This window comes from Dactylosporangium fulvum, assembly GCF_025137375.1.
GTDB lineage: Bacteria > Actinomycetota > Actinomycetes > Mycobacteriales > Micromonosporaceae > Dactylosporangium > Dactylosporangium fulvum.
Genome location: NZ_CP073720.1, coordinates 2100958 through 2122286 on the forward strand (window position 1 = coordinate 2100958; position 21329 = coordinate 2122286).

At 71.6% G+C, this 21329-nt stretch carries 16 protein-coding genes and 1 pseudogene; 9 read left to right on the forward strand and 8 right to left on the reverse strand.

Annotated features, from left to right (window positions below):
* The first annotated feature begins 116 nt into the window (after positions 1-116).
* Positions 117-548: a peptidoglycan-binding domain-containing protein gene (locus Dfulv_RS09795; protein WP_259862358.1), complete on the forward strand. Its 432-nt coding sequence runs from the start codon at positions 117-119 to the stop codon at positions 546-548.
* 71 nt (positions 549-619) lie between these two features.
* Here Dfulv_RS09795 and Dfulv_RS09800 read toward each other — a convergent pair whose 3' ends face one another.
* Positions 620-3388 carry an aconitate hydratase gene (locus tag Dfulv_RS09800; RefSeq protein ID WP_259862359.1) on the reverse strand — a complete coding sequence of 923 codons (2769 nt, stop codon included), beginning with the start codon at positions 3386-3388 and terminating at the stop codon, positions 620-622.
* Between the two features lie 141 nt (positions 3389-3529).
* Here Dfulv_RS09800 and Dfulv_RS09805 point away from each other — a divergent pair, with 141 nt between their 5' ends.
* Positions 3530-3892 (forward strand): VOC family protein, encoded by a 363-nt coding sequence (locus tag Dfulv_RS09805; protein WP_259862361.1) that lies wholly within the window; start codon positions 3530-3532, stop codon positions 3890-3892.
* A gap of 10 nt (positions 3893-3902) precedes the next feature.
* Here the strand turns inward: Dfulv_RS09805 and Dfulv_RS09810 are convergent, their stop codons facing one another.
* The 5 genes from Dfulv_RS09810 to Dfulv_RS09830 form a co-directional block, all read right to left on the reverse strand.
* Positions 3903-4310 carry a hypothetical protein gene (locus Dfulv_RS09810; RefSeq protein ID WP_259862362.1) on the reverse strand — a complete coding sequence of 136 codons (408 nt, stop codon included), beginning with the start codon at positions 4308-4310 and terminating at the stop codon, positions 3903-3905.
* A 214-nt stretch (positions 4311-4524) separates the two neighbouring features.
* Positions 4525-5052, reverse strand: a complete 528-nt coding sequence (locus tag Dfulv_RS09815; RefSeq protein ID WP_259862363.1) for a YbhB/YbcL family Raf kinase inhibitor-like protein — start codon at positions 5050-5052, stop codon at positions 4525-4527.
* A 60-nt stretch (positions 5053-5112) separates the two neighbouring features.
* The gene (locus tag Dfulv_RS09820) at positions 5113-7035 is read right to left on the reverse strand and encodes a DUF2207 domain-containing protein (RefSeq protein ID WP_259862364.1); all 1923 of its coding nucleotides are present in this window, start codon (positions 7033-7035) and stop codon (positions 5113-5115) included.
* Positions 7035-7604: a LemA family protein gene (locus tag Dfulv_RS09825; RefSeq protein ID WP_259862365.1), complete on the reverse strand. Its 570-nt coding sequence runs from the start codon at positions 7602-7604 to the stop codon at positions 7035-7037. The genes Dfulv_RS09820 and Dfulv_RS09825 overlap by 1 nt, the downstream gene beginning before the upstream one ends.
* Positions 7605-7664: 60 nt before the next feature.
* Complete coding sequence (locus Dfulv_RS09830; RefSeq protein ID WP_259862366.1) at positions 7665-9116, reverse strand: aminopeptidase P family protein; 1452 nt, start codon at positions 9114-9116, stop codon at positions 7665-7667.
* A gap of 71 nt (positions 9117-9187) precedes the next feature.
* On the opposite strand from Dfulv_RS09830, the gene asnB reads away from it, so the two are divergent.
* The 4 genes from asnB (at position 9188) to Dfulv_RS09850 (ending at position 14112) form a co-directional block, all read left to right on the forward strand.
* Positions 9188-11251, forward strand: coding sequence for an asparagine synthase (glutamine-hydrolyzing) (asnB, locus tag Dfulv_RS09835; RefSeq protein WP_259862367.1), 2064 nt, complete (start codon positions 9188-9190; stop codon positions 11249-11251).
* Between the two features lie 6 nt (positions 11252-11257).
* Entirely contained in the window at positions 11258-12385 is a 1128-nt protein-coding gene (locus tag Dfulv_RS09840; protein WP_259862368.1) for an AAA family ATPase, read from the forward strand.
* A 69-nt stretch (positions 12386-12454) separates the two neighbouring features.
* Positions 12455-13378 (forward strand): PfkB family carbohydrate kinase, encoded by a 924-nt coding sequence (locus Dfulv_RS09845; protein WP_259862369.1) that lies wholly within the window; start codon positions 12455-12457, stop codon positions 13376-13378.
* Entirely contained in the window at positions 13375-14112 is a 738-nt protein-coding gene (locus tag Dfulv_RS09850) for a hypothetical protein (RefSeq protein ID WP_259862370.1), read from the forward strand. Before Dfulv_RS09845 ends, Dfulv_RS09850 begins: the two co-directional genes overlap by 4 nt.
* Positions 14113-14121: 9 nt before the next feature.
* Here Dfulv_RS09850 and Dfulv_RS09855 read toward each other — a convergent pair whose 3' ends face one another.
* The gene (locus Dfulv_RS09855; protein ID WP_259862371.1) at positions 14122-14601 is read right to left on the reverse strand and encodes a cupin domain-containing protein; all 480 of its coding nucleotides are present in this window, start codon (positions 14599-14601) and stop codon (positions 14122-14124) included.
* A gap of 138 nt (positions 14602-14739) precedes the next feature.
* Positions 14740-16902 (reverse strand): 5-methyltetrahydropteroyltriglutamate--homocysteine S-methyltransferase, encoded by a 2163-nt coding sequence (gene metE / locus Dfulv_RS09860; protein WP_259862372.1) that lies wholly within the window; start codon positions 16900-16902, stop codon positions 14740-14742.
* Positions 16903-16987: 85 nt separating this feature from the next.
* Between metE and Dfulv_RS09865 the strand changes: the two genes are divergently transcribed.
* The 3 genes and pseudogenes from Dfulv_RS09865 to Dfulv_RS09875 all read left to right on the forward strand — a co-directional run bounded on the left by Dfulv_RS09865 (position 16988) and on the right by Dfulv_RS09875 (position 21309).
* Complete coding sequence (locus Dfulv_RS09865) at positions 16988-17971, forward strand: LysR family transcriptional regulator (protein WP_259862374.1); 984 nt, start codon at positions 16988-16990, stop codon at positions 17969-17971.
* A 114-nt stretch (positions 17972-18085) separates the two neighbouring features.
* Positions 18086-18727, forward strand: a pseudogene (trmB, locus tag Dfulv_RS09870) (tRNA (guanosine(46)-N7)-methyltransferase TrmB); the annotation flags it as partial.
* Between the two features lie 80 nt (positions 18728-18807).
* Positions 18808-21309, forward strand: a complete 2502-nt coding sequence (locus Dfulv_RS09875; RefSeq protein WP_259862376.1) for a DEAD/DEAH box helicase — start codon at positions 18808-18810, stop codon at positions 21307-21309.
* Positions 21310-21329: the final 20 nt, after the last annotated feature.

Consider the following 21329-nt stretch of genomic DNA (forward strand, 5'->3'; position numbering starts at 1 on the left):
CCGCTCCTCGGGACGCCCGGGCGGGGTGTGTCCGACATGTCGGTCGGGACAGCCGTGCGTGGCGGTGATTGGCATATTGACAACGACGTATGCCGATCGCGGGGAGGTCTCGTTCCATGCGCAAGATTGCGCACGTTCTGGTTGCCGTTGTCGTCGGGCTTTCGACGGCGCTCGTCGCTGCCGAGCCGGCCAGCGCCGCCGTGCCGGTCTGCAACACCTACCTGCAGAAGGGTGCCATCAAAGTGCCGGCGGCCGGCCGGGACCCGCACTGCTGGATGCAGGTCGGGCACACCGGGTGGGGGGTCCGCATCCTCCAGATGTCGCTCAAATACTGCTACGGCTCATATCTCGAGTCGATCGGTTTCCCCTACCGGGTCGACGACGACGGGGAATACGGGCCGATCACGCGTGAGGCGCTGCGCCAGGTCCAGAAGCTGGAGGCGACGCGCGTTCCCTGGACCGTCGATGCCGACGGCATCTATGGCTGGGTGACGGCGAACAGCATCTACCACACGACCGGCATCAGCTACGACTGCTACCGGATGTAGCACACGCGAACGCACGAACGGCGGGCCGTCCATTGTGGACGGCCCGCCGTCTTGTCGGCCGGAGCTGAGGCTTATGCCTCGATCATCTTGCGCAGGACGTACTGCAGGATGCCGCCGTGGCGGTAGTAGTCCGCCTCGCCGGGGGTGTCGATGCGGACCACCGCGTCGAACTCGACCCCCGTGTCCGTCGACACCTTCACCGTGCGCGGGGTGGTGCCCTCGTTGAGCTGCTCGACGCCGGTGACGGTGAAGGTCTCCGTGCCGGTCAGGCCCAGCGAGTCCGCCGACTCGCCCTGCGGGAACTGCAACGGCAGCACACCCATGCCGATGAGGTTCGAGCGGTGGATCCGCTCGTACGACTCGGCGATGACCGTGCGAACGCCCAGCAGCGCGGTGCCCTTGGCCGCCCAGTCGCGCGACGATCCCGAACCGTACTCCTTGCCGGCCAGGATCAGCAGCGGCACGCCCGCCTCGGTGTAGGCCACCGACGCGTCGTAGATCGTCGTCTGCTCACCCGTCAGGTGGTTGACCGTCACGCCGCCCTCGGTGCCCGGCGCGAGCTGGTTGCGCAGGCGGATGTTGGCGAACGTGCCGCGGATCATCACCTCGTGGTTGCCCCGGCGGGAACCGTACGAGTTGAAGTCCTTACGGTCGACCCCGTGCCCGGCGAGGTACTTGCCGGCGGGGGAGTCGGCCTTGATCGAGCCGGCCGGCGAGATGTGGTCGGTGGTCACCGAGTCGCCGAGCTTGGCCAGGACACGGGCGCCGCCGATGTCGCCGACCGGGGCCGGTGAGGTGGCCATGCCCTCGAAATACGGGGGCTTGCGCACGTAGGTGGAGTCGGAGGCCCACTCGAAGGTGTCGCCGGTCGGGGTGGGCAGCGAGCGCCACTGCTCGTCACCGGCGAACACGTCCGCGTAGCGGCTGGAGAACAGGTCGCTGCCGATCGCCGTGGCGATCGTGTCCTCGATCTCCTTCGTGCTGGGCCAGATGTCCCGCAGGTACACCGGCTGGCCGTCGGAGCCCGTGCCCAGCGGGTCGCTGGTCAGGTCGATGTCCATCGTGCCGGCGAGCGCGTAGGCGACCACCAGCGGCGGGGAGGCCAGGTAGTTCATCTTCACGTCGGGGTTGATGCGGCCCTCGAAGTTGCGGTTGCCGGACAGCACCGACACCACGCTGAGGTCGTGCTCGTTGACCGCGGCGCTGATCGCCTCCGGCAGCGGGCCGGAGTTGCCGATGCAGGTCGTGCAGCCGTAGCCGACCAGGTTGAAGCCGAGCTTGTCGAGGTACGGCGTGAGGCCCGCCCGGTCGTAGTAGTCCGTGACGACCTTCGAGCCCGGCGCCAGGGTCGACTTCACCCACGGCTTGCGGCTCAGGCCCTTCTCGACGGCGTTGCGGGCCAGCAGCGCCGCGCCGATCATGACCTGCGGGTTGGACGTGTTGGTGCAGGACGTGATCGCGGCGATGACAACGGCGCCGTGGTCGAGCTCGAAGTCTTCCACGCTCACCGGGTTGGACGGCCGGCCGTCGGCGCCGCGCGCGGCGGAGACGAGGTCGTGCGGCTTGTCGCCGTTGGTGCTCAGCTCGTTGGCCGGCGGGTCGCTGGCGGGGAACGACTCGGCGCTCGCCTCGTCGGTGGGCCCCTCGACACCGTCGGAGGAGACGTAGTCGCCGAGGGCCGAGCGGAACAGCGGCTTCGCGCTCTTCAGCGGCACGCGGTCCTGCGGGCGCTTCGGGCCGGCCAGCGACGGCTCGATCGTGGAGAGGTCGAGCTCCAGCCGCTCCGAGTAGTCGGGCTCGGCGGCCGGGTCGTGCCACAGACCCTGCTCCTTGGCGTAGGACTCGACCAGGGCGACCTGCGCCTCGTCGCGGCCGGTGAGCCGGAGGTACTTGATGGTCTCGTCGTCGATCGGGAAGATCGCCACGGTCGACCCGTACTCCGGGCTCATGTTGCCGATCGTCGCGCGGTTCGCGAGCGGCACCGCGCTCACGCCGGGGCCGTAGAACTCGACGAACTTGCCGACCACGCCGTGCTTGCGCAGCATCTCGGTGATGACCAGCACCAGGTCGGTGGCGGTCGTACCCTCCGGCAGCTCACCCGAGAGCTTGAAGCCGACGACCCGCGGGATCAGCATCGACACCGGCTGGCCGAGCATCGCGGCCTCGGCCTCGATGCCACCGACGCCCCAGCCGACCACACCGAGGCCGTTGACCATCGTGGTGTGCGAGTCGGTGCCGACGACCGTGTCAGGGTAGGCCTGGCCGTTGCGCGGCATGACCACACGCGCCAGGTATTCGATGTTGACCTGGTGCACGATGCCGGTGCCGGGCGGGACGACCTTGAACTCGTTGAACGCGGTCTGGCCCCAGCGCAGGAACTGGTAGCGCTCCTTGTTTCGCCCGTACTCCAGCTCGACGTTGCGCTCGAAGGCATCGGGGCGGCCGAACAGGTCGGCGATGACGGAGTGGTCGATGACGAGCTCGGCCGGGGCGAGCGGGTTGACCCGGGTCGGGTCGCCGCCCAGCTCCACAACGGCCTCACGCATCGTGGCGAGGTCGACCACGCACGGCACGCCGGTGAAGTCCTGCATCAGCACCCGCGCGGGGGTGAACTGGATCTCGACGCTGGGCTCCGCGGTGGCGTCCCAGGCGCCGAGGGCACGGATGTGGTCGGCGGTGATGTTCGCGCCGTCCTCGGTGCGCAGCAGGTTTTCCAGCAAGATCTTCAGGCTGTACGGCAGCCGGTCGGCGCCCTCGACCTTACCGATCTTGAAGATTTCGTAGCTGGCGTCGCCGACGCTCAGCTGGCTACGTGCTCCGAATGTGTCGAGGCTCGCCACGGCGTACTCCTCAGAATCAGGCGGGTGTTTCTCGGCCAGTCTTCCGCAGCGGCACGGTGACCGGGCCGCGGGGGTTGTTTTCGACAAGAAAACCGTACGTCCGTCTTGTTAAAGAGGCAAGTCGTGTATCACGCTGTGGGCATGCTGCATCACGTGCAACTCGCCTGCCCGGCCGGCTCCGAGCCGGTCTCCCGCGCGTTCTACGCCGGTCTGCTGGGCCTCACCGAGACCCCGAAACCACCCGCACTGGCGCCCCGGGGAGGGTGCTGGTTCAAGGGGTACGGCCTGGAGCTGCACCTCGGCGTCGAGACGCCGTTCGCCCCGGCCCGCAAGGCGCACCCGGGCATGCTGTGGCCCGACCTGGACGGGCTGGCCGAGCGCCTGGCCGCCGCCGGTCATGAGGTGACGTGGAGCGACGAACTGCCCGGCTACCGGCGCTTCCACACGCACGACCCGCACGGCAACCGCCTGGAGTTCCTGACCCCGACGGCCCAGAGCTCTTGAACGCCCACCCCTAGAGGTCCACGGCCTCCTGGCCGTCCGGAAGCGGCTGGAACCCCGCCAGGCGCAGAACGTCGGGGATGTCTCGGCCGGCCGCCGGTGGCGCCGCCACGAGCCTGCGTGCCGGAGTTGCCCGCAGGGCATCCACCAGGGCGATCAGCAACTGAGCCGCTCGGTCGCGGTGGCCGGGCGGGGTCGCGAAGTAGACCAGATGGGCGGTGGCGCCGGCGGTCTGCACGGCGGCGAGCCCCGCCGCGGGCTGGTCGTCGTCGCCGGCCGGGTCGACCAGCTCCCACCACTCGACGCTGCCGCCGTCGGCGACCCCCTGCCAAGCGGGCTCGTCCTTCCACTCGGCGACAACCCGGCGGGCCACGGCCTCCCGGCCGGGAGGTAGGCGGCGGATCAGCATCAGTGCACTCACCACACCAGCATGCTTCGCACTCCTTGCAAACGGCTTGCCCTCCCGGCGGCGTGCTCCCGGCGGCGTGCTCCCGGCGGCGCCCTCCCGGCGGCGCCCTCCCGGGCGGCGTGCTCCCGGCGGCGATCTTGGAGTTGTGGTCCCTGACTTTTCCGACAAAAGCGGATATAGCAGGGACCACAACTCCAAGATCGCGTGTTGTGCCGCGGGTGGCGGGCTAGAAGCCGAACTCGGACACCAGGATCGCCCGGGCCAGGGTGTGACCCGTCACGTTGAAGCCGACCACGTTGGGGCTGGCCCCGGCGTCCACGTCCAGCGACTCGACGTCGAGGGCGTGGACCACGAAGAAGTACCGGTGGGGAGCGTCGGACTTGGGCGGTGCGGCGCCGCCGAAGTCGCGGGTGCCGTAGTCGTTCTTGTAGTGGATCGCCTCGTCGGGCAGGCCGTCCTTGTCGCCGGTGCCGGCGCCGGTGGGCAGCTCGGTGAGGCTGGCCGGGAGGTTGAGCACCAGCCAGTGCCAGAACCCGCCGCCGGTCGGCGCGTCCGGGTCGTAGCAGGTCACCGCGAAGCTCCTCGTCTGCGCCGGGAATCCCGACCAGGCGAGGTGAGGTGAGGTGTTGCCGCGCTCGTAGACCTGCGCGTCGGGCAGCGTGCCGCCGTCGGTCAGGTCTTCGCTGCTCAGCGTGAACGCCGGCACCGCGGGAAGGAAGTCGTACGGCGACGGCGGGCGCGGACGGTCGGACATGCGCACTCTCCTTGTGCTGGACTCTCGTGACCCGATCCTCTTACCCAACGACCGGGGCACTCAAGTGAGGCGGGACACCGCCTGGCCGAGCAGCCAGATCAGGTACGGCTGGTGGACCGGCCCCGGCCCGCGCTGCTCGAGCCGCACCACCGTCGCGCCGCGCCGGGCGACCGCCCACCCGCCCGACGTGTAGGCCTCGTCGCCGACGCCCGGCACCGCCGTGCCACCCCGGTGGACCCGGATCGCCAGCTCCGCCGCGGTCGCACCGGTCGCGACGCTCACCGACAGTGAGGATCCGGCGACGGTCCGGAATAAGGCGAGGGCCACGGGCCCGATCGCCATCGCCTGGCCGGGGTCGTGCAGTGCGGCTGGTGCGCCGAGCACCCGGCCCACCTCGTCGGCGGTGAGCAGCTGCCCCGGGGCGATCTCCGCCGTGTGGACGGCCGTCGCGAGCGCCTGCGCGCCGCCGTGCCCGGTGTCCATCGCCCGCAGGATCAGCTTCTCGGTGTCCTCGTCGGCCGAGGAACCCAGCGACGCCAGGGCGCGGCTGCGGCTCGACTCCACCACCTGGAGGGTCAGGATCCGCCGGGTCCAGCGCCGGGCGGTGAACGTGACCACGTCGCCGGCGCTCGCCCGGCGGGCGAGGTCGGAAGGGCAGGCCCAGGCGACGGTACGGTCCGAGCGCCCGTCGTCCACCGCCAGGTAGTGCAGCCACGGCACGGACGGCTTGCTGTCGTTGCCGCTGGTGCTCTTCCACACCTCGACCCACAGCGCCTCGCCGGTGACCGTGACCGGGGTGAGCAGGTCGACGATCGTGGCGATGAGCGTGTAGCCGCCGTAGAACAGCGGCGCGAGGAACAGCGCCCGGATCGCGAGCGTGACCCAGCTCGTGATGCTCGACGGGACCGCGTCGAAGGCGACCGTGTCGAACCGGACGACCAGCGCGACGAAGGCCAGCGCGGCGACCGCCTTCAGGATCAGCCGTACCGCTTTCTGCCCGTACCGCGGGAAAAATCTCGGGTATCTGACCCGCACCCGGTGCCACGTGCCTCGCCAAGGCTGGCCCTGCGCAACTGCGCCCAGCTGGCCCAGCCCAGGCGCGAACGAGGACCACACCCGCTTGCGGTTGCCCATGCCGAGGTCGATGACCGCGCTGCACACGCGGGTGGCGCCGACCGCGTCGCCGTAGGAGAGGTACCGGTCCCAGACGGCCACGGCGGCCGGGGGCAGGTCGGCGAAGCTCTCGTGCGCGCGGAGGAAGGTCTTCAGGCCGAGCCAGCGGGCGGCGACCTCCCGCCCGAGGGGCGTGTCGCGCTCGCCGCGCGACTTGCCGGCGAGGAACCCGAGCGCGAACCAGACGAAGAAGATCGCCGCGAACGCGGCGCCGCCGTCCTCGCCGGTGCGCCGCGTGTTGAGGTAGATCGCCAGCCCGATCGCGAGCGACGGGACCGCGGCGATGATGGTGAGCGCGGTCACGATCGTGGGTGAGAAGCGCCGCCGCGACAGGCCCCGCGAGCGGGCGTCGGCGACGACCGCGGCGTTGAGCCGCTTGGTCCACGCCGACGCCTGCGAGCTGTCACGGAAGGTGAGCGCGGTGAGCGGGACCATGCCGTCGACCGACAGCCTGCGGACCCTTTCGAAGATCATGGACTCGTACCGGTTGAGCCCGCTCGGCTGCTCGTCGCGCACGTGCACCGTGGTCTGGAACGGGTCGTTGCCCGGCTGCCGGAACTCGAGGACCTTGCGGGCCGCCAGGTCGATCAGCGTCGACTCGGCGGCGTCCTCGGTCAGCTCCCAGCGGCCGGTGACCAGGCTGACCACCGCCGGCGACTCCGGCCCGCCGAAGTCCTGTGTCGGCGGCGCCGGCGCGATCGGCCGCGGCCTGGTGAACAGCAGCGCGGCCCAGAACGCCGCGAACCAGATCGCCAGCCCGGCGACCCCGATCGCGACCTCGACCAGCAGCGCCGGAGACACCGCCGGCATCAGAAGCGGACGTTCACGTCGGCGCGTTCGCCGCCCGAAGCCTCGAAGTACGGCTTCGGACGGAACCCGCCGATCCCGGCGACGACGTTGGTCGGCAGGGTCTGGATTTTCTGGTTGTACGTCTGGATCGCGCTGTTGTAGAACTGCCGCGCGTACGCGATCTTCTCCTCGGTGTTGCCCAGCTCCGCCTGCAATTGCAGGAAGTTCTGGTTGGCCTTGAGGTCCGGATACGCCTCGGCGAGCGCGAAGATGCGCCCGAGCGCCTGCGTGAGCATGCCCTCGGCCTCCGCCTGACGGTCCGGGCCCTGCGGCGCCACCTGCACGGCGACGTTACGCGCGGTGATGACGGCATCGAGCGTGCCGCGCTCGTGCGCGGCGTAGCCCTTCACCGTCTCGACGAGGTTGGGGATGAGCGAGTGCCGACGCTTGAGCTGCACGTCGATCTGCGCCCACGATGCCTCGACCTGGTTGCGTGCCTTGACCAGCCCGTTGTAGGCCGACACGAACCAGACCAAGACCAGAATCACGAGTACGGCGACGACGCCGAGCGCGACGAGAACACCACTCATGGGCGCATGGTCGCTTCTGCGAGGTGGATCACACGCCCATTGTCGGGCATCCGACCGAGATCAGGGCAGACGCGGACCGGCCTCCCGCTGCGCGGCCAGCCACGACTCGACCTCGCCGGCGGCGCGCGGCAGGCCCGCGGAGAGCACCTGCGCGCCGGTCGGAGTCACCAGCACGTCGTCCTCGATGCGCACGCCGATGCCGTGCAGCTCGGCCGGGACCAGCTCGTCCTCGGGCTGGAAATACAGGCCGGGCTCGACGGTCAGCACGTAGCCGGCCTCGAGGGTGCCCTCGCGGTACTTCTCCTTGCGGGCCGAGGCGCAGTCGTGCACGTCGAGGCCGAGCATGTGGCCGAACCCGTGCAGGGTCCACCGCCGGTACAGGATGGACGACGGGTCCATCGCCTCGTCCACGCTGACCGGCAGCACCCCCAGGTCGGCGAGGCCCTCGGCGAGCACCCGCATGCAGGTCTGGTGCACGTCGTCGAACCCGACACCGGGGCGGACCACGTCGATGCCGGCCTGCTGCGAGCGGTACACGATCTCGTAGACCTGGCGCTGCAGCGGGGAGAAGGTGCCGGACACGGGGACGGTCCGCGTGACGTCGGCCGTGTAGAGGTTGCGGTTCTCCACGCCCATGTCCATGAGCAGCAGGTCGCCCGGGCGGGTCCGGCCGTCGTTGCGCATCCAGTGCAGGATCGCCGCATGGGCGCCGTTGCCCACGATCGAGCCGTAGCCGACCGTGTTGCCGTCGTGGCGGGCGCGCAGCCCGAAGACGCCCTCGATGAGCCGCTCGCTGACCGGCCGGTCCGCCGGCAGGATCCGGGCGACGTCCTCGAAGCCGCGGACGGTCGCGTCGACCGCGTCCTGCAACTGCTCGAGCTCCCACGCGTCCTTCACCAGGCGCAGCTCGGAGAGCACCTGGGCCAGCTCCCCGTCGCGCTCCGGCTCGGTCGCGCGGACCCGGGCGTCGACCGAGGCGTCGAAGCCGCGCAGCACCCGCGTGCGGCCCGGCGCGCAGTCGTCGAGCGCGGCCGCCAGGTCGTCGAGGTGCGCGGTGTTCAGCTGGAGCTCGGTCGACTTCTCGGCGAGGGTGTGCCGGCGGCCGATCCACAGCTCACCGTGGTTGCGGTCGCGGAAGAACTCGTCGGTGTCGCGCGGCGAGCGGGGGCGGATGAACAGCGTGGCCTCGTGGCCGCTGTCCGTCGGGCGCATCAGCAGTACCGCATCCGGGTCGTGCTCGCCGGTGAGCCACACGTGCTCGGTGCCGGGCCGGAACGGGTTGTTGGTGTCGTTGCTGCGCACCGACTCGACCCCGGTCGGGATGACCAGCGTCTCGCCCGGGAAGGCCGCGGAGAGGTCCGCACGGCGTTTGGCGTGGTTGGGGGCCTCGACCCGCGGTGCCGTGTCGAGGGACGAGTCGCGCCAACCGGTCCGCATGAACTGGATGAACCGTTCAGGGAAGTCGGGGTCGTGCGACTGGCTACCAGCCGGCTGCTGACCTGCGTCGTCCATTCTCGGTCCCCCTGCGCATCACGGGAATTCGCACTCCACCTGCGACCGTACCGCGTGCGAGGATGCAGGCTATGGCGGGACTGCTCACGTTCGTCAGCGCGCGGGGCAACGCGTCGGCGCACCGGGATCAGATCGCCGACGCGCTCGAGCTGATGCGCCACCGCGGCCCCGACGAGCACCGGGTGGTCGCCACCGACGACGTCGTGTTCGCCGTCAACCGCCTCGTCGTGACCGATCTCACGGGTGGTCGCCAGCCGGTGACCTACCCGCCGGCCGGCGTCACCGCCGGCCGCTACGTCATCGTTCTCGACGGCGCCGTCCACAACGCCGGTGAGCTGCGCGAAGAGCTCGTCGAGGAGCGCGGCGCCGACTTCGCCTCCGGATCCGAGGCCGAGGTGATCCTCGCCGCCTACCACCACTGGGGCCCGAGCGCGGTCAACCGGCTGCGCGGCATGTTCGCCTTTGTCATCTGGGACAGCTCGGCCCGTCGTGCGTTCGGCGCCCGCGACCCCTACGGCATCAAGCCGCTCTACCAGCTGGCCACGGCCGACGGCGTCTACCTGGCCAGCGAGAAGAAGGCCCTCCTGCCGTTCGTCGCCGACCGGACGGCCGTCGACACGGCGAACCTCCAGCACTACCTGACGATGCAGTACGTGCCGGAGCCGGCCACCATGCACCCCGACGTGCGGCGACTGGGCGCCGGGGAGTCGTTCGTCTACACGCCGGGCGGACCGCTGGCCAACCGGCGGTACAGCCAGCTCGACTTCCGGCCCGCGGCGGCCGCCGACGAGGACGCCCTCATCCAGCGGATCACCGTCGCGCTGCGGGACAGCGTCCACACCCACCTGAGGGCCGACGCGCCGGTCGGTGCGTTCCTGTCCAGCGGCATCGACTCGACCGCGATCGTCGCCCTCGCCGCCGAGGTCGACCCGAACCTGCGCACCTACACCGTCGGCTACGAGGTCGAGCAGTACTCCGAGATCGCCGTCGCCGAGCAGTCGGCGCGGACACTCGGCGTGCCGATCACCTCGACGGTCGTCAGCGCCGCCGACTTCATGCAGGCCCTGCCGCGCATCGTCTGGCATCTCGACGACCCGGTCGCCGACCCGGCGCTGGTGCCGCTGTACTTCCTCGCGCAGCGGGCCAGCCGGGACGTCACCGTGGTCCTCGGCGGAGACGGCGCCGACGAGCTGTTCGGCGGCTACCCGATCTACCGCGAGCCGCTGTCGCTGTCGACCGTCAGTCACCTGCCCGACTCGATGCGCCGCGGGCTGCGCGCCGTCTCGCGGGTCATCCCGCAGGGCATGAAGGGCAAAAGCTTCCTGGAGCGGGGCACCACGCCCATCGAGGAGCGCTACTACGGCAACGCGCGCATCTTCACCGACGAGGAGAAGGCGGCGCTGCTGCGCCACTACGCGGCCGACATCCGGCACACCGACGTCACCGCGCCGGTCTTCAAGGAGGCCAGCGCCCTCGACGACGTCACCACGATGCAGTACATCGACCTCTACACCTGGCTGCGTGGCGACATCCTGGTCAAGGCCGACCGGATGACGATGGCCCACTCGCTCCAGCTGCGCACGCCGTTCCTGGACCGGGCCGTCTTCGAGGCCGCCTCCGTCCTGCCGACCGAGCTGAAGGTGCCGCCGCGCTCCCAGGAGACCAAGGCGGCGCTGCGCCGCGCCCTCGCCGGGATCGTGCCGGAGGCGATCGTCCATCGCAAGAAGCTCGGCTTCCCGGTGCCGATCCGGCCGTGGCTGCGGGGGGAGATGTACGACTGGGCGCACGGCCTGCTCGACACCTCCGGCGCCGGCGAACTGCTCGACCTCGACGTGGTCCGCGGCCTGCTCAGGGCGCACCGCAAGAAGGAGGCCGACCACTCGCGCAAGCTCTGGACGGTGCTCGTCTTCTGCGTGTGGCACGCCGTGTTCGTCACCGGCACGCTGAAGCCGGGCGTCCCGAGCGCTCCAGGGCCCGGCCCCGGTGCGGGCGGCTGGTTCGACGGCGGTCTCAGCAGCGGTTCGGGCGGGTCGAACGGTGGTTTCAACGCCTCGGGCGCCTTCCCCGGGCCGGGTTATTTCACTGGTGAGGCCGGTCAAGCCGGGCAATACCCGGAGGAAATCCACCTACCGTGAGCGGCAATGCTGCTCAAGTTCCGCCTCCAGAACTACCGCTCGGTCCGTGACGTCCAGGAGCTGACGACGCTCCTGGCGGACACCCGGTCACCGCACGGCGGCTTCCCGGTGCAGTTCGCGCACGGCGGCGCGGTCCGGGTGTCGCCGCTGGTCGGCGTCTTCGGGGCGAACGCGAGCGGCAAGTCGACGGTGCTGCGCGCCCTCGGCACACTGCGCGCGCTGGCCACAGCCGGCAGCGACGCCCGGGAGGCCACCCGCCGGTTCGAGCCGTTTCACCTCGATCCCGCCGCGCGACTGCTGCCGACGCGGTTCGAGGTGGAGTTTGTCCTCGACGGCATCCGGTATGTGTACGGTTGCGCGTACAAGTCGGGCGAAATCGCCGGCGAATGGCTCCAAGCGCACGGGCGGGACCGCCGGCGGGTGTGGTTCGAGCGCGACCGCCACACGACCCGCTGCCTGCCCGAGGCGGGCCTCGACCGGCTCGCCGCCGCCGTCGACCCGGAGACGACCCTGCTCGGGTTCGGCGCCGACGCCGAGCATCCGTGGCTGGCGCCGATCGCACAGTGGCTCGGCGGCCTGCGCCAGGTCCGGCTCGCGGCCGGCTCCCGGCTCGTCGCCGACCTCGACCGGCTCGCCGCCCGCTGGAGCGACCAGCTGACGCTGCTGCTGACCCGGGCCGACCTGGGCATCTCGGGCGTCGACACCAGCACCTCGACGCTACGGCTCATGCATGAGGGCCGGTGCGGGCCGCAGCCGCTCGGCGCGTACGTCGAGTCCGACGGCACCCTCGCCTGGCTCGACCTGCTCGTCGAGCTGCTCCACGCGCTGGACCACGGCGGCGTGCTGCTCATCGACGACCTCGACGCGATCCTGCACCCCGTCCTGCTGACGGAGGCGCTCCGGCTGCTGCGTGACCGCGACCTCAACTCGGCCCGCGCGCAGCTGATCTTCACCGCCCGGTCGGTGCCGCCCGCGGCCGAGGGCGCCGAGGTGCTCGAACCGGACCAGTGCTGGTACGCGGTGAAGGGCGCCGACGGCGCGACGTCACTGGTGCGCGAGGGCAGGGCGCCGGAGATCGGCCCGGGGGAACTCGCCAGGGAGCTCTGGCTGGCCAAGCAGCGGCTGGCGCCGTGATACTGGCCCTGTGACCGGTCACCGTGGACTCGGTCCGGGGCCGGGTGGCCGGAGCTAAGCGGAGGGCGCATGGCGGGTTATGCGGTGGTGCTCGGTGAGGCGTTGGTCGATCTGCTGGAAGAGCCGGCCGGCGACTCGGTGATCTACCGGCCCGCCGTCGGGGGTGCCCCGTTCAACGTCGCCGTGGGCATCGCCCGGCTCGGCGTGCGCAGCGAGTTCCTCGGTTCGTTCGGCGACGACCCCTGGGGGCCCCGCCTGCTGAGGTTCCTCACCGACGCGGGCGTCGGCACCGGCGGCACCGTGACCGTTCCCGGTGCCGCCACGACCCTGGCCGTCACCACGTTCGAGGGACACGAGCCGACGTTCCGCTTCTACGGCGACCCGCCGTCGTACGGCCTCTTCGACGCCCCGTTCGTCGACGCCGACCTGGTCGCCGGCGCGGGGCTGCTCTACTGCGGCTCGATGTGCCTGCTCGCCCCGCCGGTGCTCGCCGCGGCCCGGCGCGCGTGGGCGGTGCCCGGCCCGGTCCGCGTCTTCGACCCCAACGTCCGGCCGGTCGTCGGGCTCAACCCGGAGGTCGTGGCCGAGTTCGCCGCCACCGCCGACCTGGTCAAGCTGTCGTCCGCCGACGCCACGGCGCTGTGGGGCGAGTCCCCGGAGGCCGCCGCCGGCCGGCTCCTCGACCTCGGCGCCGGGGCGGTCGTCGTGACGACCGGCGCGTCCGGCGCGCTCGTGGCGTGCCGATCGGGGAGGGTACGGGTGCCGGCGCCGCCGATCACCGCGGTCGACGCCACCGGGGCCGGCGACGCCACGATGGCCGGGCTGTCGTGGGGCATCCTCGCCCGCGGCCTGCCGGGCGACCTCGGCAGCTGGGCCGTGCTCACCCGGGTCGCGGTGCACGTCGCGGGCCTGGTGTGTGAGTCGCGCGGGGGCGCCGTGTCGATGCCGACGCTCGCCGAGTTGCGCGCACGGTTCGTAGACTTGGCGGTGTGACGCCCGGACGGCTGGACCGCTATGTGCTGACGAGCAAGGTGACGGCTGCGGCGGTCGCCTTGGTGCTCGTCGCGCTGCGCGTCGCCTACGAGTTCGGCGTCACCCCGCAGCGCACCCCGGTCTGGCTGGTGGTCACGCTGCTGATCGCCCCGATCGTTCTGCTGAGCGCCGCGTTCATCGTGTTCGGCATCGCCTTCCGGCCGGTGTACCAGCCGTTGCCGTCGGCGCTGCGCATCCGGGGCGACGCGTTTGTCGTGCCGGGCTCGCCGGTGTGGCTGGGCCGGCTCTCCATGGGGTGGGCGCTGCTCGGCACCCTGTTCCTCGAGAGCGACCCGTCCCTGCCGCTGGGCGTGCGCATCGCCGTCAACACCGGCGCCGGGCTCTTCATCGCCGCCGCCGCGATCCCGCTCCTGCGCGGCCCCCGGATCGTCGTCAGCCCGTCCGGCCTGGCGATCCGGGCCGGCGGCCGGCGCAAGGTCGCCTGGGACGACCTGGTCCGCGTGCCGGCCGCCCCGCTTCCGCTGACGGTGCGCAGCCCGAAGTTGGCACTGAGCATCCGCCGCCCGGGCCACCCTGAGCCCGGCTGGCTGCTGATCCCGCTGGAGCTGCTGGCTGTCGAGCCGGTCTTCCTGGGCTCGGTGGTCGAGCACTACGTCGAGCACCCCGACCGCCGGCCGGCCATCGGGACCCGGGAGGAGTACGCGAGGCTGACCGGCCAGCCGGTGACGTCGTAGCCGGGGTGCTCAGATCCAGAACGTGTCGTGCTCGAGCATGAAGGCGGCACGTTCCTCGTCGGTCATCTTCCCGAGCTCGGGCAGCCCTTCGAAGTACGCCTCGCGCGGCGCACCGGGCGCGAAGTGCAACAGCATCGAGGCCGGCTCGCCCGACTCGTTGCGGAAGGCGTGGATGCCGCCCTCCGGAACGTGGACGAAGTCGCCGGGCTCGGTGTCGATCCACCGCTTGCCGTCGAAGATGCGCACCGACCCCTTCAGGATGTAGAACGACTCGGAGATCGACCGGTGGAAGTGCGCGTCGGGCCCGCTGGGCTGCGGCCCCATCTCCCACCGGTAGAGCCCGAACTGTCCGTTCGTGGTGGCCCCGGTGGCAAGGTAATGCACGGTGTTCCCGTTCGCGTACGTCCACTCGGGCGCCGCGCCGACCGGCCGGTAGGTGGCGTTCAGTTCCCCGGTCTCACCGAAGTATCGAGGTGGCGGATACGACATCCCTCCACCCTACGGTTCCCGGCCGCCCGTTCTGCGCCCATTGCCGGTTCGCGGTGGCCATGTTCCCGCGTCGTTGTTCCCGCGTCGTTCCCGCGTCCTCGCCTCGGTCCTGCGGGCCGCGCCGCCGGCCTGAGCCGGTCACCGGTCGCCGGGGTCCTCCGTGCTCGCCCGGACCGCCCCGGCCGCCGCCACGACGTTGGTCAGCGCCTCCTCCACCTGCTCGTACGTTCTCGTCTTCAGGCCGCAGTCCGGGTTCACCCAGAGCCGCTCCGCCGGGATGTTGCGCAGCGCGCGCTGCAGCCGGGCGGTGATCTCGGCCTGGCCCGGGATCCGTGGGGAGTGGATGTCGTAGACACCCGGCCCCAGCCCGCGCCCGAACCCGGGCACGCCGGTGCCCGACCGCGCCGACTCGATGCTGGTGACGTCGGCGTCCAGCGCGTCGATCGCGGCCAGGACCTCGGCCGCGTTGCTGTAGCACAAGTGGGTGTGGATCTGCGTCGAGTCGCCGGCCCCGCCCGTCGCGCGGCGGTACGCGGCGACGGCCCATGCGAGGTACTCGTCCTGGTCTCCCTTCCGCAGCGGCAACAGCTCGCGCAGGGCCGGCTCGTCCACCTGGATCACCCGGATGCCGGCCGCTTCCAGGTCCCGCACCTCCTCGCGCACGGCGTCGGCGACCTGCATCGTCACGTCACGCAGCGGCAGGTCGGCGCGGACGAAGCTCCAGGCGACGATCGTCACCGGGCCGGTGAGCATGCCCTTCACCGGCCTGCCGGTGAGCGACTGCGCGTACGTCGCCCAGCGCACCGTGATCGGCGCCGGGCGGCGGACGTCGCCGTGCAGGATCGGCGGCCGGGTGCAGCGCGACCCGTACGACTGCACCCAGCCGTTGCGGGTGACCGCGAAGCCGTCGAGGTGCTCGGCGAAGTACTGCACCATGTCGTTGCGCTCCGGCTCGCCGTGCACGAGCACGTCGATCCCCAGCCGCTCCTGCAGCGCAACAGCGCGCCCGATCTCCCGCTCGATCAGCGACTCGTACTCCTCGCGGCTGCTCCGCCCGGCCGCGAACGCCTGCCGCGCGGCCCGCACCTCGGCCGTCTGCGGAAAGGAGCCGATGGTCGTGACCGGCAGGACGGGGAGGTTGAGGTCACGCTGGGCCGCCGCCCGGACGGCGTAGGCGCTGCGCTCCTGCACGCCGGTGTCCGATCCCCGCCGCGACCCGGCGCCGGTGACCGCCGCGACGGGTGTGGCCTTAGGACCGAGCTCGGCGAGCGCGACGATCTCGGCGACCTTCTCCTCCGCGAACGCGAGCCGGCCCGGAAGGATGTCCTCGCCCCGCAGCGAATACGGCACGTGCAGCAACGAGCACGAGCTGCTCACCCGGGTCGCGCCGGCCGCCGCCATCAGCGACCGGGCCCGGTCGAGGTCGGTCCGCCACACCTCCCGCCCGGACACGACCCCGGCGACGACCGTCCTGCCCCGCAGGAGTTCGACACCCTCCGGCACACCGTGCGTCAGGTCCAGCGCGACCGCCTCCACCGACGTCACCGCGAGGGCCGGCAACGCGTCCGCGATGTCGCCGAAGTACGACGCCACGAGCAGCTTCGGCCGCCGCGGGTGGCCCGCCAGCCGCCGGTACGCGTGCCGGACCGCGGGCGACCCGCCGTCGGTCACCAGGATCGGCTCGTCGAGCTGCACCCAGCCGACCCCCTCGCCGGCGAGGACCGACAGCAGCCGCACGTATACGTCGAGGAGGTCGTCGAGCCGGTCGACCGGCGTGAACCCGTCGGGGCTGCCCGGCGCCGCCTGTGCCAGCCGGAGGAACGTCACCGGCCCGACGAGCACCGGCCGGGTCTCGTGTCCCAGCTCGCGGGCCTCCCGCAGCTCGGCGAGCGGCTTGTCGGCCACCGCCCGGAACCGCGTCTTCGGCCCGATCTCCGGCACCAGGTAGTGGTAGTTGGTGTCGAACCACTTCGTCATGCGTAGCGGCGCGACCCCGTCGGCACCACGTGCCATGGCGAAGTACGGGTCCGCGCATTCCCGGTACCGGTCCGGCACCGCGTCGACGAGCACCGCTGTGTCGAGCACCTGGTCGTAGAACGAGAACGTGTTCGACGGCAGCCCTTCGAGCCCCAGCTCCGCGAGGCGCTGCCAGGTGTCGGCCCGCAGTTGCCGGCCGACGCGCTCGAGGTGGTCGCGGCCGGCCCGGCCGTCCCAGTACGCCTCCAAGGCGCGTTTCAGCTCACGGTCCGGCCCGATCCGCGGGTATCCGAGCACGGTCGAAACAGGAAAGTCATCAGACACGCTGCGCATCGTGAGTGCTCCGCTCCATTCCCCGCCCGATCGATAAGCAGCACCAATAGCCGCCGCGGTACCCGATACTCGGTGCATGGTCGACGGCCCGCCACTGCGCGACATCGGCTGCTTCGCCCTGGTGGCACGCCATCTGTCGTTTTCCCGGGCCGCCGCTGAGCTGGGCATGTCCCAGCCCGCGGTGAGCCAGGCCGTCGCCCGCCTGGAACGCACGCTGGGCCTTCGCCTGTTCCTCCGCACCAGCCGCGAGGTGGCGCTCACCGACGCCGGCCGCGGCCTCCTCCCGTATGCCGAGGCCGTCCTCGACCAGGCGGCCGCGTTCACCGCGGAGGCCGCCCGCCTGGCGGTGCCTGCCGCGCCGGGCATTCGCCTGGCTTATGCGCCGCTCGTCGGCGGCTTCGCCGCGCGGGTGGCCCGCCGCCTGGCCGCCCGCAAGCCGCCGGTCGACGTGGAGCTCCGCCCCGCGGGCTGGCAGGCCGCGACCCACGAGCTGACCCACGGGCTGTCCTCGGCGGCGCTGATGAGCATCCCGTTTCCACCCGGCCACGCCAGTGCCGCCCGCTTCCACGTGCCGGTCACGCATCTCGCCGTGGCGGCGGCCGACCGGCTGGCCACGGCGGCCCGCGTGTGGCTCGCCCAGGCCGGCCCGCTGCTGGTGCCCCGCGGCCTGCAGCCCTCGCCGGTGGCGGGCCGGCGTCCGGCCACGCGGCAGGCGGACGCCGTTCCGCGAAGCTCGGACGCCCTTCCGCGAAGCCCGGACGCCCTTCCGCGAAGCCCGGACGCCCTTCCGCGAAGTTCGGACGCGCTGGACGCCGGGGTGCGGCTCGCGCCGGAGGCGGTCGACGATCCGCTCGCCGCGATCGACCTGGTCGCGGCCGGCCGGGGCGCGCTGCCCGTGCCGCAGCTCGTGGTGGAGACCGTCCGCCGTCCCGACGTCCGGTTCGTGCCGCTGGTCGACCCGGGGCTGCGGCTGACCTTCGGTCTGGTGTGGCGGCCGGACCGCCCGACCGAGGACCTGATGGCCCTCGTCCAGGCGGCCCAGGACGGCCTGCGCCGGTGAGCCCGGCGCGCACCGCTCGGCAGCCGCGCCGGCGTGCGTCCACGGAGCCGTCCGTCGATCCGGGCGTGGGCAACGTGGTGCCGGTGTGTAACCGCCAGGTAAGGTTGGTGACCCGTGACTACCGTCGACCGCCCGCGCAAGCCCATCCGGACATATCACCCGCGCCGGGGGCGGCTCAGTGGTCGGCATTTCGACGCGCTGGACCGTCTGAGCGACCGGTTCGGCTTCGTGTCCGGTGAGCCGGTCGACGTGCTGGAGATCGGGTCCGGCATGGGAGAGGCCACGCTGGCGATGGCCGCCGCCGACCCGGCCCGCCGTTACCTCGCCGTCGAGATCCACACCCCCGGCGTGGCCAACCTGCTGGCGCTCATCGAGCAGCACGGCCTGAACAACCTCCGCGTGGTCAGCGTCGACGCGCTCGAACTCCTCCGCCATGACATCCCTCTCGAAAGCCTCGACGCCGTGCACATCTTCTTCCCCGATCCCTGGCCGAAGGCCCGCCACCACAAGCGCCGCCTCATCCAGCCGGGCCATGTGGCACTCCTGCGCGACCGTCTTCGGATCGGCGGCGTGCTGCACTGCGCCACCGACGACGCCGGATACGCCGAGTCGATGCGCGAGACCCTCGACGCCGACCCGGGCCTCAGGAACCTCCACGACGGCTTCGCACCGCGCCCCGAGCACCGCCCGCTCACGAAGTTCGAGCAGCGTGCGCAGCGCGAGGGCCGTCCGTCCTTCGACCTGATGTACGTCCGCAGCGGTCCGCAGCGCACCGGGGACGCCGCGGCCCAGGAGCAAGACGGCAACCGGGTCCGGATCGCGGCGGGGGAGCCGGCGTGACCGGCCTCGCGAGCCGTGTCCCGCGCGGCGGGGATCCGGACGCCGTCTTCGACGCCTTCGCCGAGTGGGCCAAGGAACAGGGCCTGAGCCTCTATCCCCACCAGGAAGAGTCGCTCATCGAGATCGTCTCGGGCGCGAACGTCATCCTCAACACGCCCACCGGCTCCGGCAAGAGCCTCGTCGCCACGGGTGCGCACTTCGCCGCGCTCGCGACCGACCGCACCACCTTCTACACCGCCCCGATCAAGGCGCTCGTCTCCGAGAAGTTCTTCGCGCTCGTCGACATGTTCGGCGCGGAGCACGTCGGCATGCTCACCGGTGACGCCAGCGTCAACGCGGACGCCCCGATCATCTGCTGCACGGCCGAGATCCTCGCCAACATCGCGCTGCGCGACGGCGACCAGGCCGACGTCGGCATCGTCGTCATGGACGAGTTTCACTTCTATGCCGACCCCGACCGCGGCTGGGCGTGGCAGGTGCCGCTGATCGAGCTGCGGCAGGCGCAATTCGTGCTCATGTCGGCGACCCTGGGCGACGTCACCCGCTTCGAGGACGACCTGACCCGCCGCACCGGCCGGCCGACCGCCGTGGTGAAGAACGCCGAGCGCCCCGTGCCGCTCATGTTCACCTATTCGCTGGACCCGCTGCACGAGACGATCGAGGAACTGCTGAGCACCAGGCAGGCGCCCGTCTACATCGTGCACTTCACGCAGGCCGCGGCACTCGAACGCGCCCAGGCGCTTATGAGCATCAACGTCTCGACGCGGGCCGAGAAGGACATGATCGCCGAGACGATCGGCAACTTCCGCTTCACCGCGGGCTTCGGCAAGACGCTGTCGCGGCTCGTCCGCCACGGCATCGGCGTTCACCACGCCGGGATGCTGCCGAAGTATCGCCGGCTCGTGGAGACCCTCGCGCAGGCCGGGCTGCTCAAGGTGATCTGCGGGACCGACACCCTGGGCGTCGGCATCAACGTGCCGATCCGCACGGTCCTCTTCACGGCCCTGTCGAAGTTCGACGGGCAGAAGACCCGGCTGCTCCAGGCGCGGGAGTTCCACCAGATCGCCGGCCGGGCCGGTCGCGCCGGGTTCGACACGATCGGCACCGTCGTCGTGCAGGCGCCGGAGCACGTCATCGACAACGAGCGCGCACTGGCGAAGGCGGGCGACGACCCGAAGAAGCGGCGCAAGGTGGTGCGCAAGAAGCCGCCGGAGGGGTCGATCGGCTGGGGCCGTCCCACGTTCGAACGGCTGGTCGAGGCGGAGCCCGAGCCGCTGAAGTCGAGCTTCCAGGTGTCGCACGCGATGCTCCTCAACGTGATCAGCCGCCCGGGCGACGCGTTTCAGGCGATGCGCCACCTGCTCACCGAGAACCACGAGGACGCCCACGCCCAGCGCCGGCTGATCCGCCGGGCCATCGCCATCTACCGGGCATTGCTCGCCGGCGGCGTCGTGGAGCAGCTCGACGAGCCGGACGAGGAGGGCCGCCGTGTGCGGCTCACCGTCGACCTGCAGATGGACTTCGCGCTCAACCAGCCGCTGTCGCCCTTCGCGCTGGCCGCGATCGAGCTGCTCGACCGCGAGGCGCCGGCCTATGCCCTCGACGTGCTGTCGGTCATCGAGTCCACACTGGACGATCCGCGGCAGGTGCTGTCGGCGCAGCAGTTCAAGGCGCGCGGCGAGGCCGTCGCGGCGATGAAGGCGGACGGCATCGAATACGAGGAGCGGCTCGAACTGCTCGACTCGGTGACCCACCCGAAGCCGCTCGCGGACCTGCTCGACAACGCCTACCACCTCTACAAGCAGGGCCACCCGTGGGTCGCCGACTACCAGCTGTCGCCCAAGTCGGTGGTCCGCGACATGTACGAGCGGGCGATGACGTTCGTCGAATACGTCAGCTTCTACAGCCTCTCCCGCTCCGAGGGGCTCGTCCTGCGCTACCTCGCCGACGCGTTCAAGGCGCTGCGCCAGACGGTGCCCGAGGACGCGCGCACCGACGAACTCACCGACATCATCGAGTGGCTGGGTGAGCTGGTCCGTCAGGTCGACTCCAGCCTCATCGACGAGTGGGAGCGGCTGCGCAACCCCACCGACGAGAAGCCCGTCGTGGTCGACGACCGCCCGCCGGCGGTCACCCGCAACCTGCGGGCCTTCCGCGTGCTGGTGCGCAACGCGCTCTTCCGCCGGGTGGAACTGGCGGCGCTGCGCCGCTACGACGAGCTCGGCGAGCTGGACGGCGAGCACAGGTTCACCTCCGATGCCTGGCGGGACGCGATCGAGGACTACTTCGAGGAGTACGACAGTCTGGGTGTCGGCCCGGACGCTCGCGGCCCGGCGCTGCTGGTCATCGACCAGAAGTCGGACCGCTGGCAGGTCCGCCAGATCTTCGACGACCCGGCGGGCGACCGCGACTGGGCGATCGTCGCCGAGGTGGACCTGGCGGAGTCGGACGCGCTGGGCGCCGCCGCCGTGCGCGTCCTGTCGGTGGGCCCGGCCTGACCGGCTCCCGGCAGTGCTGC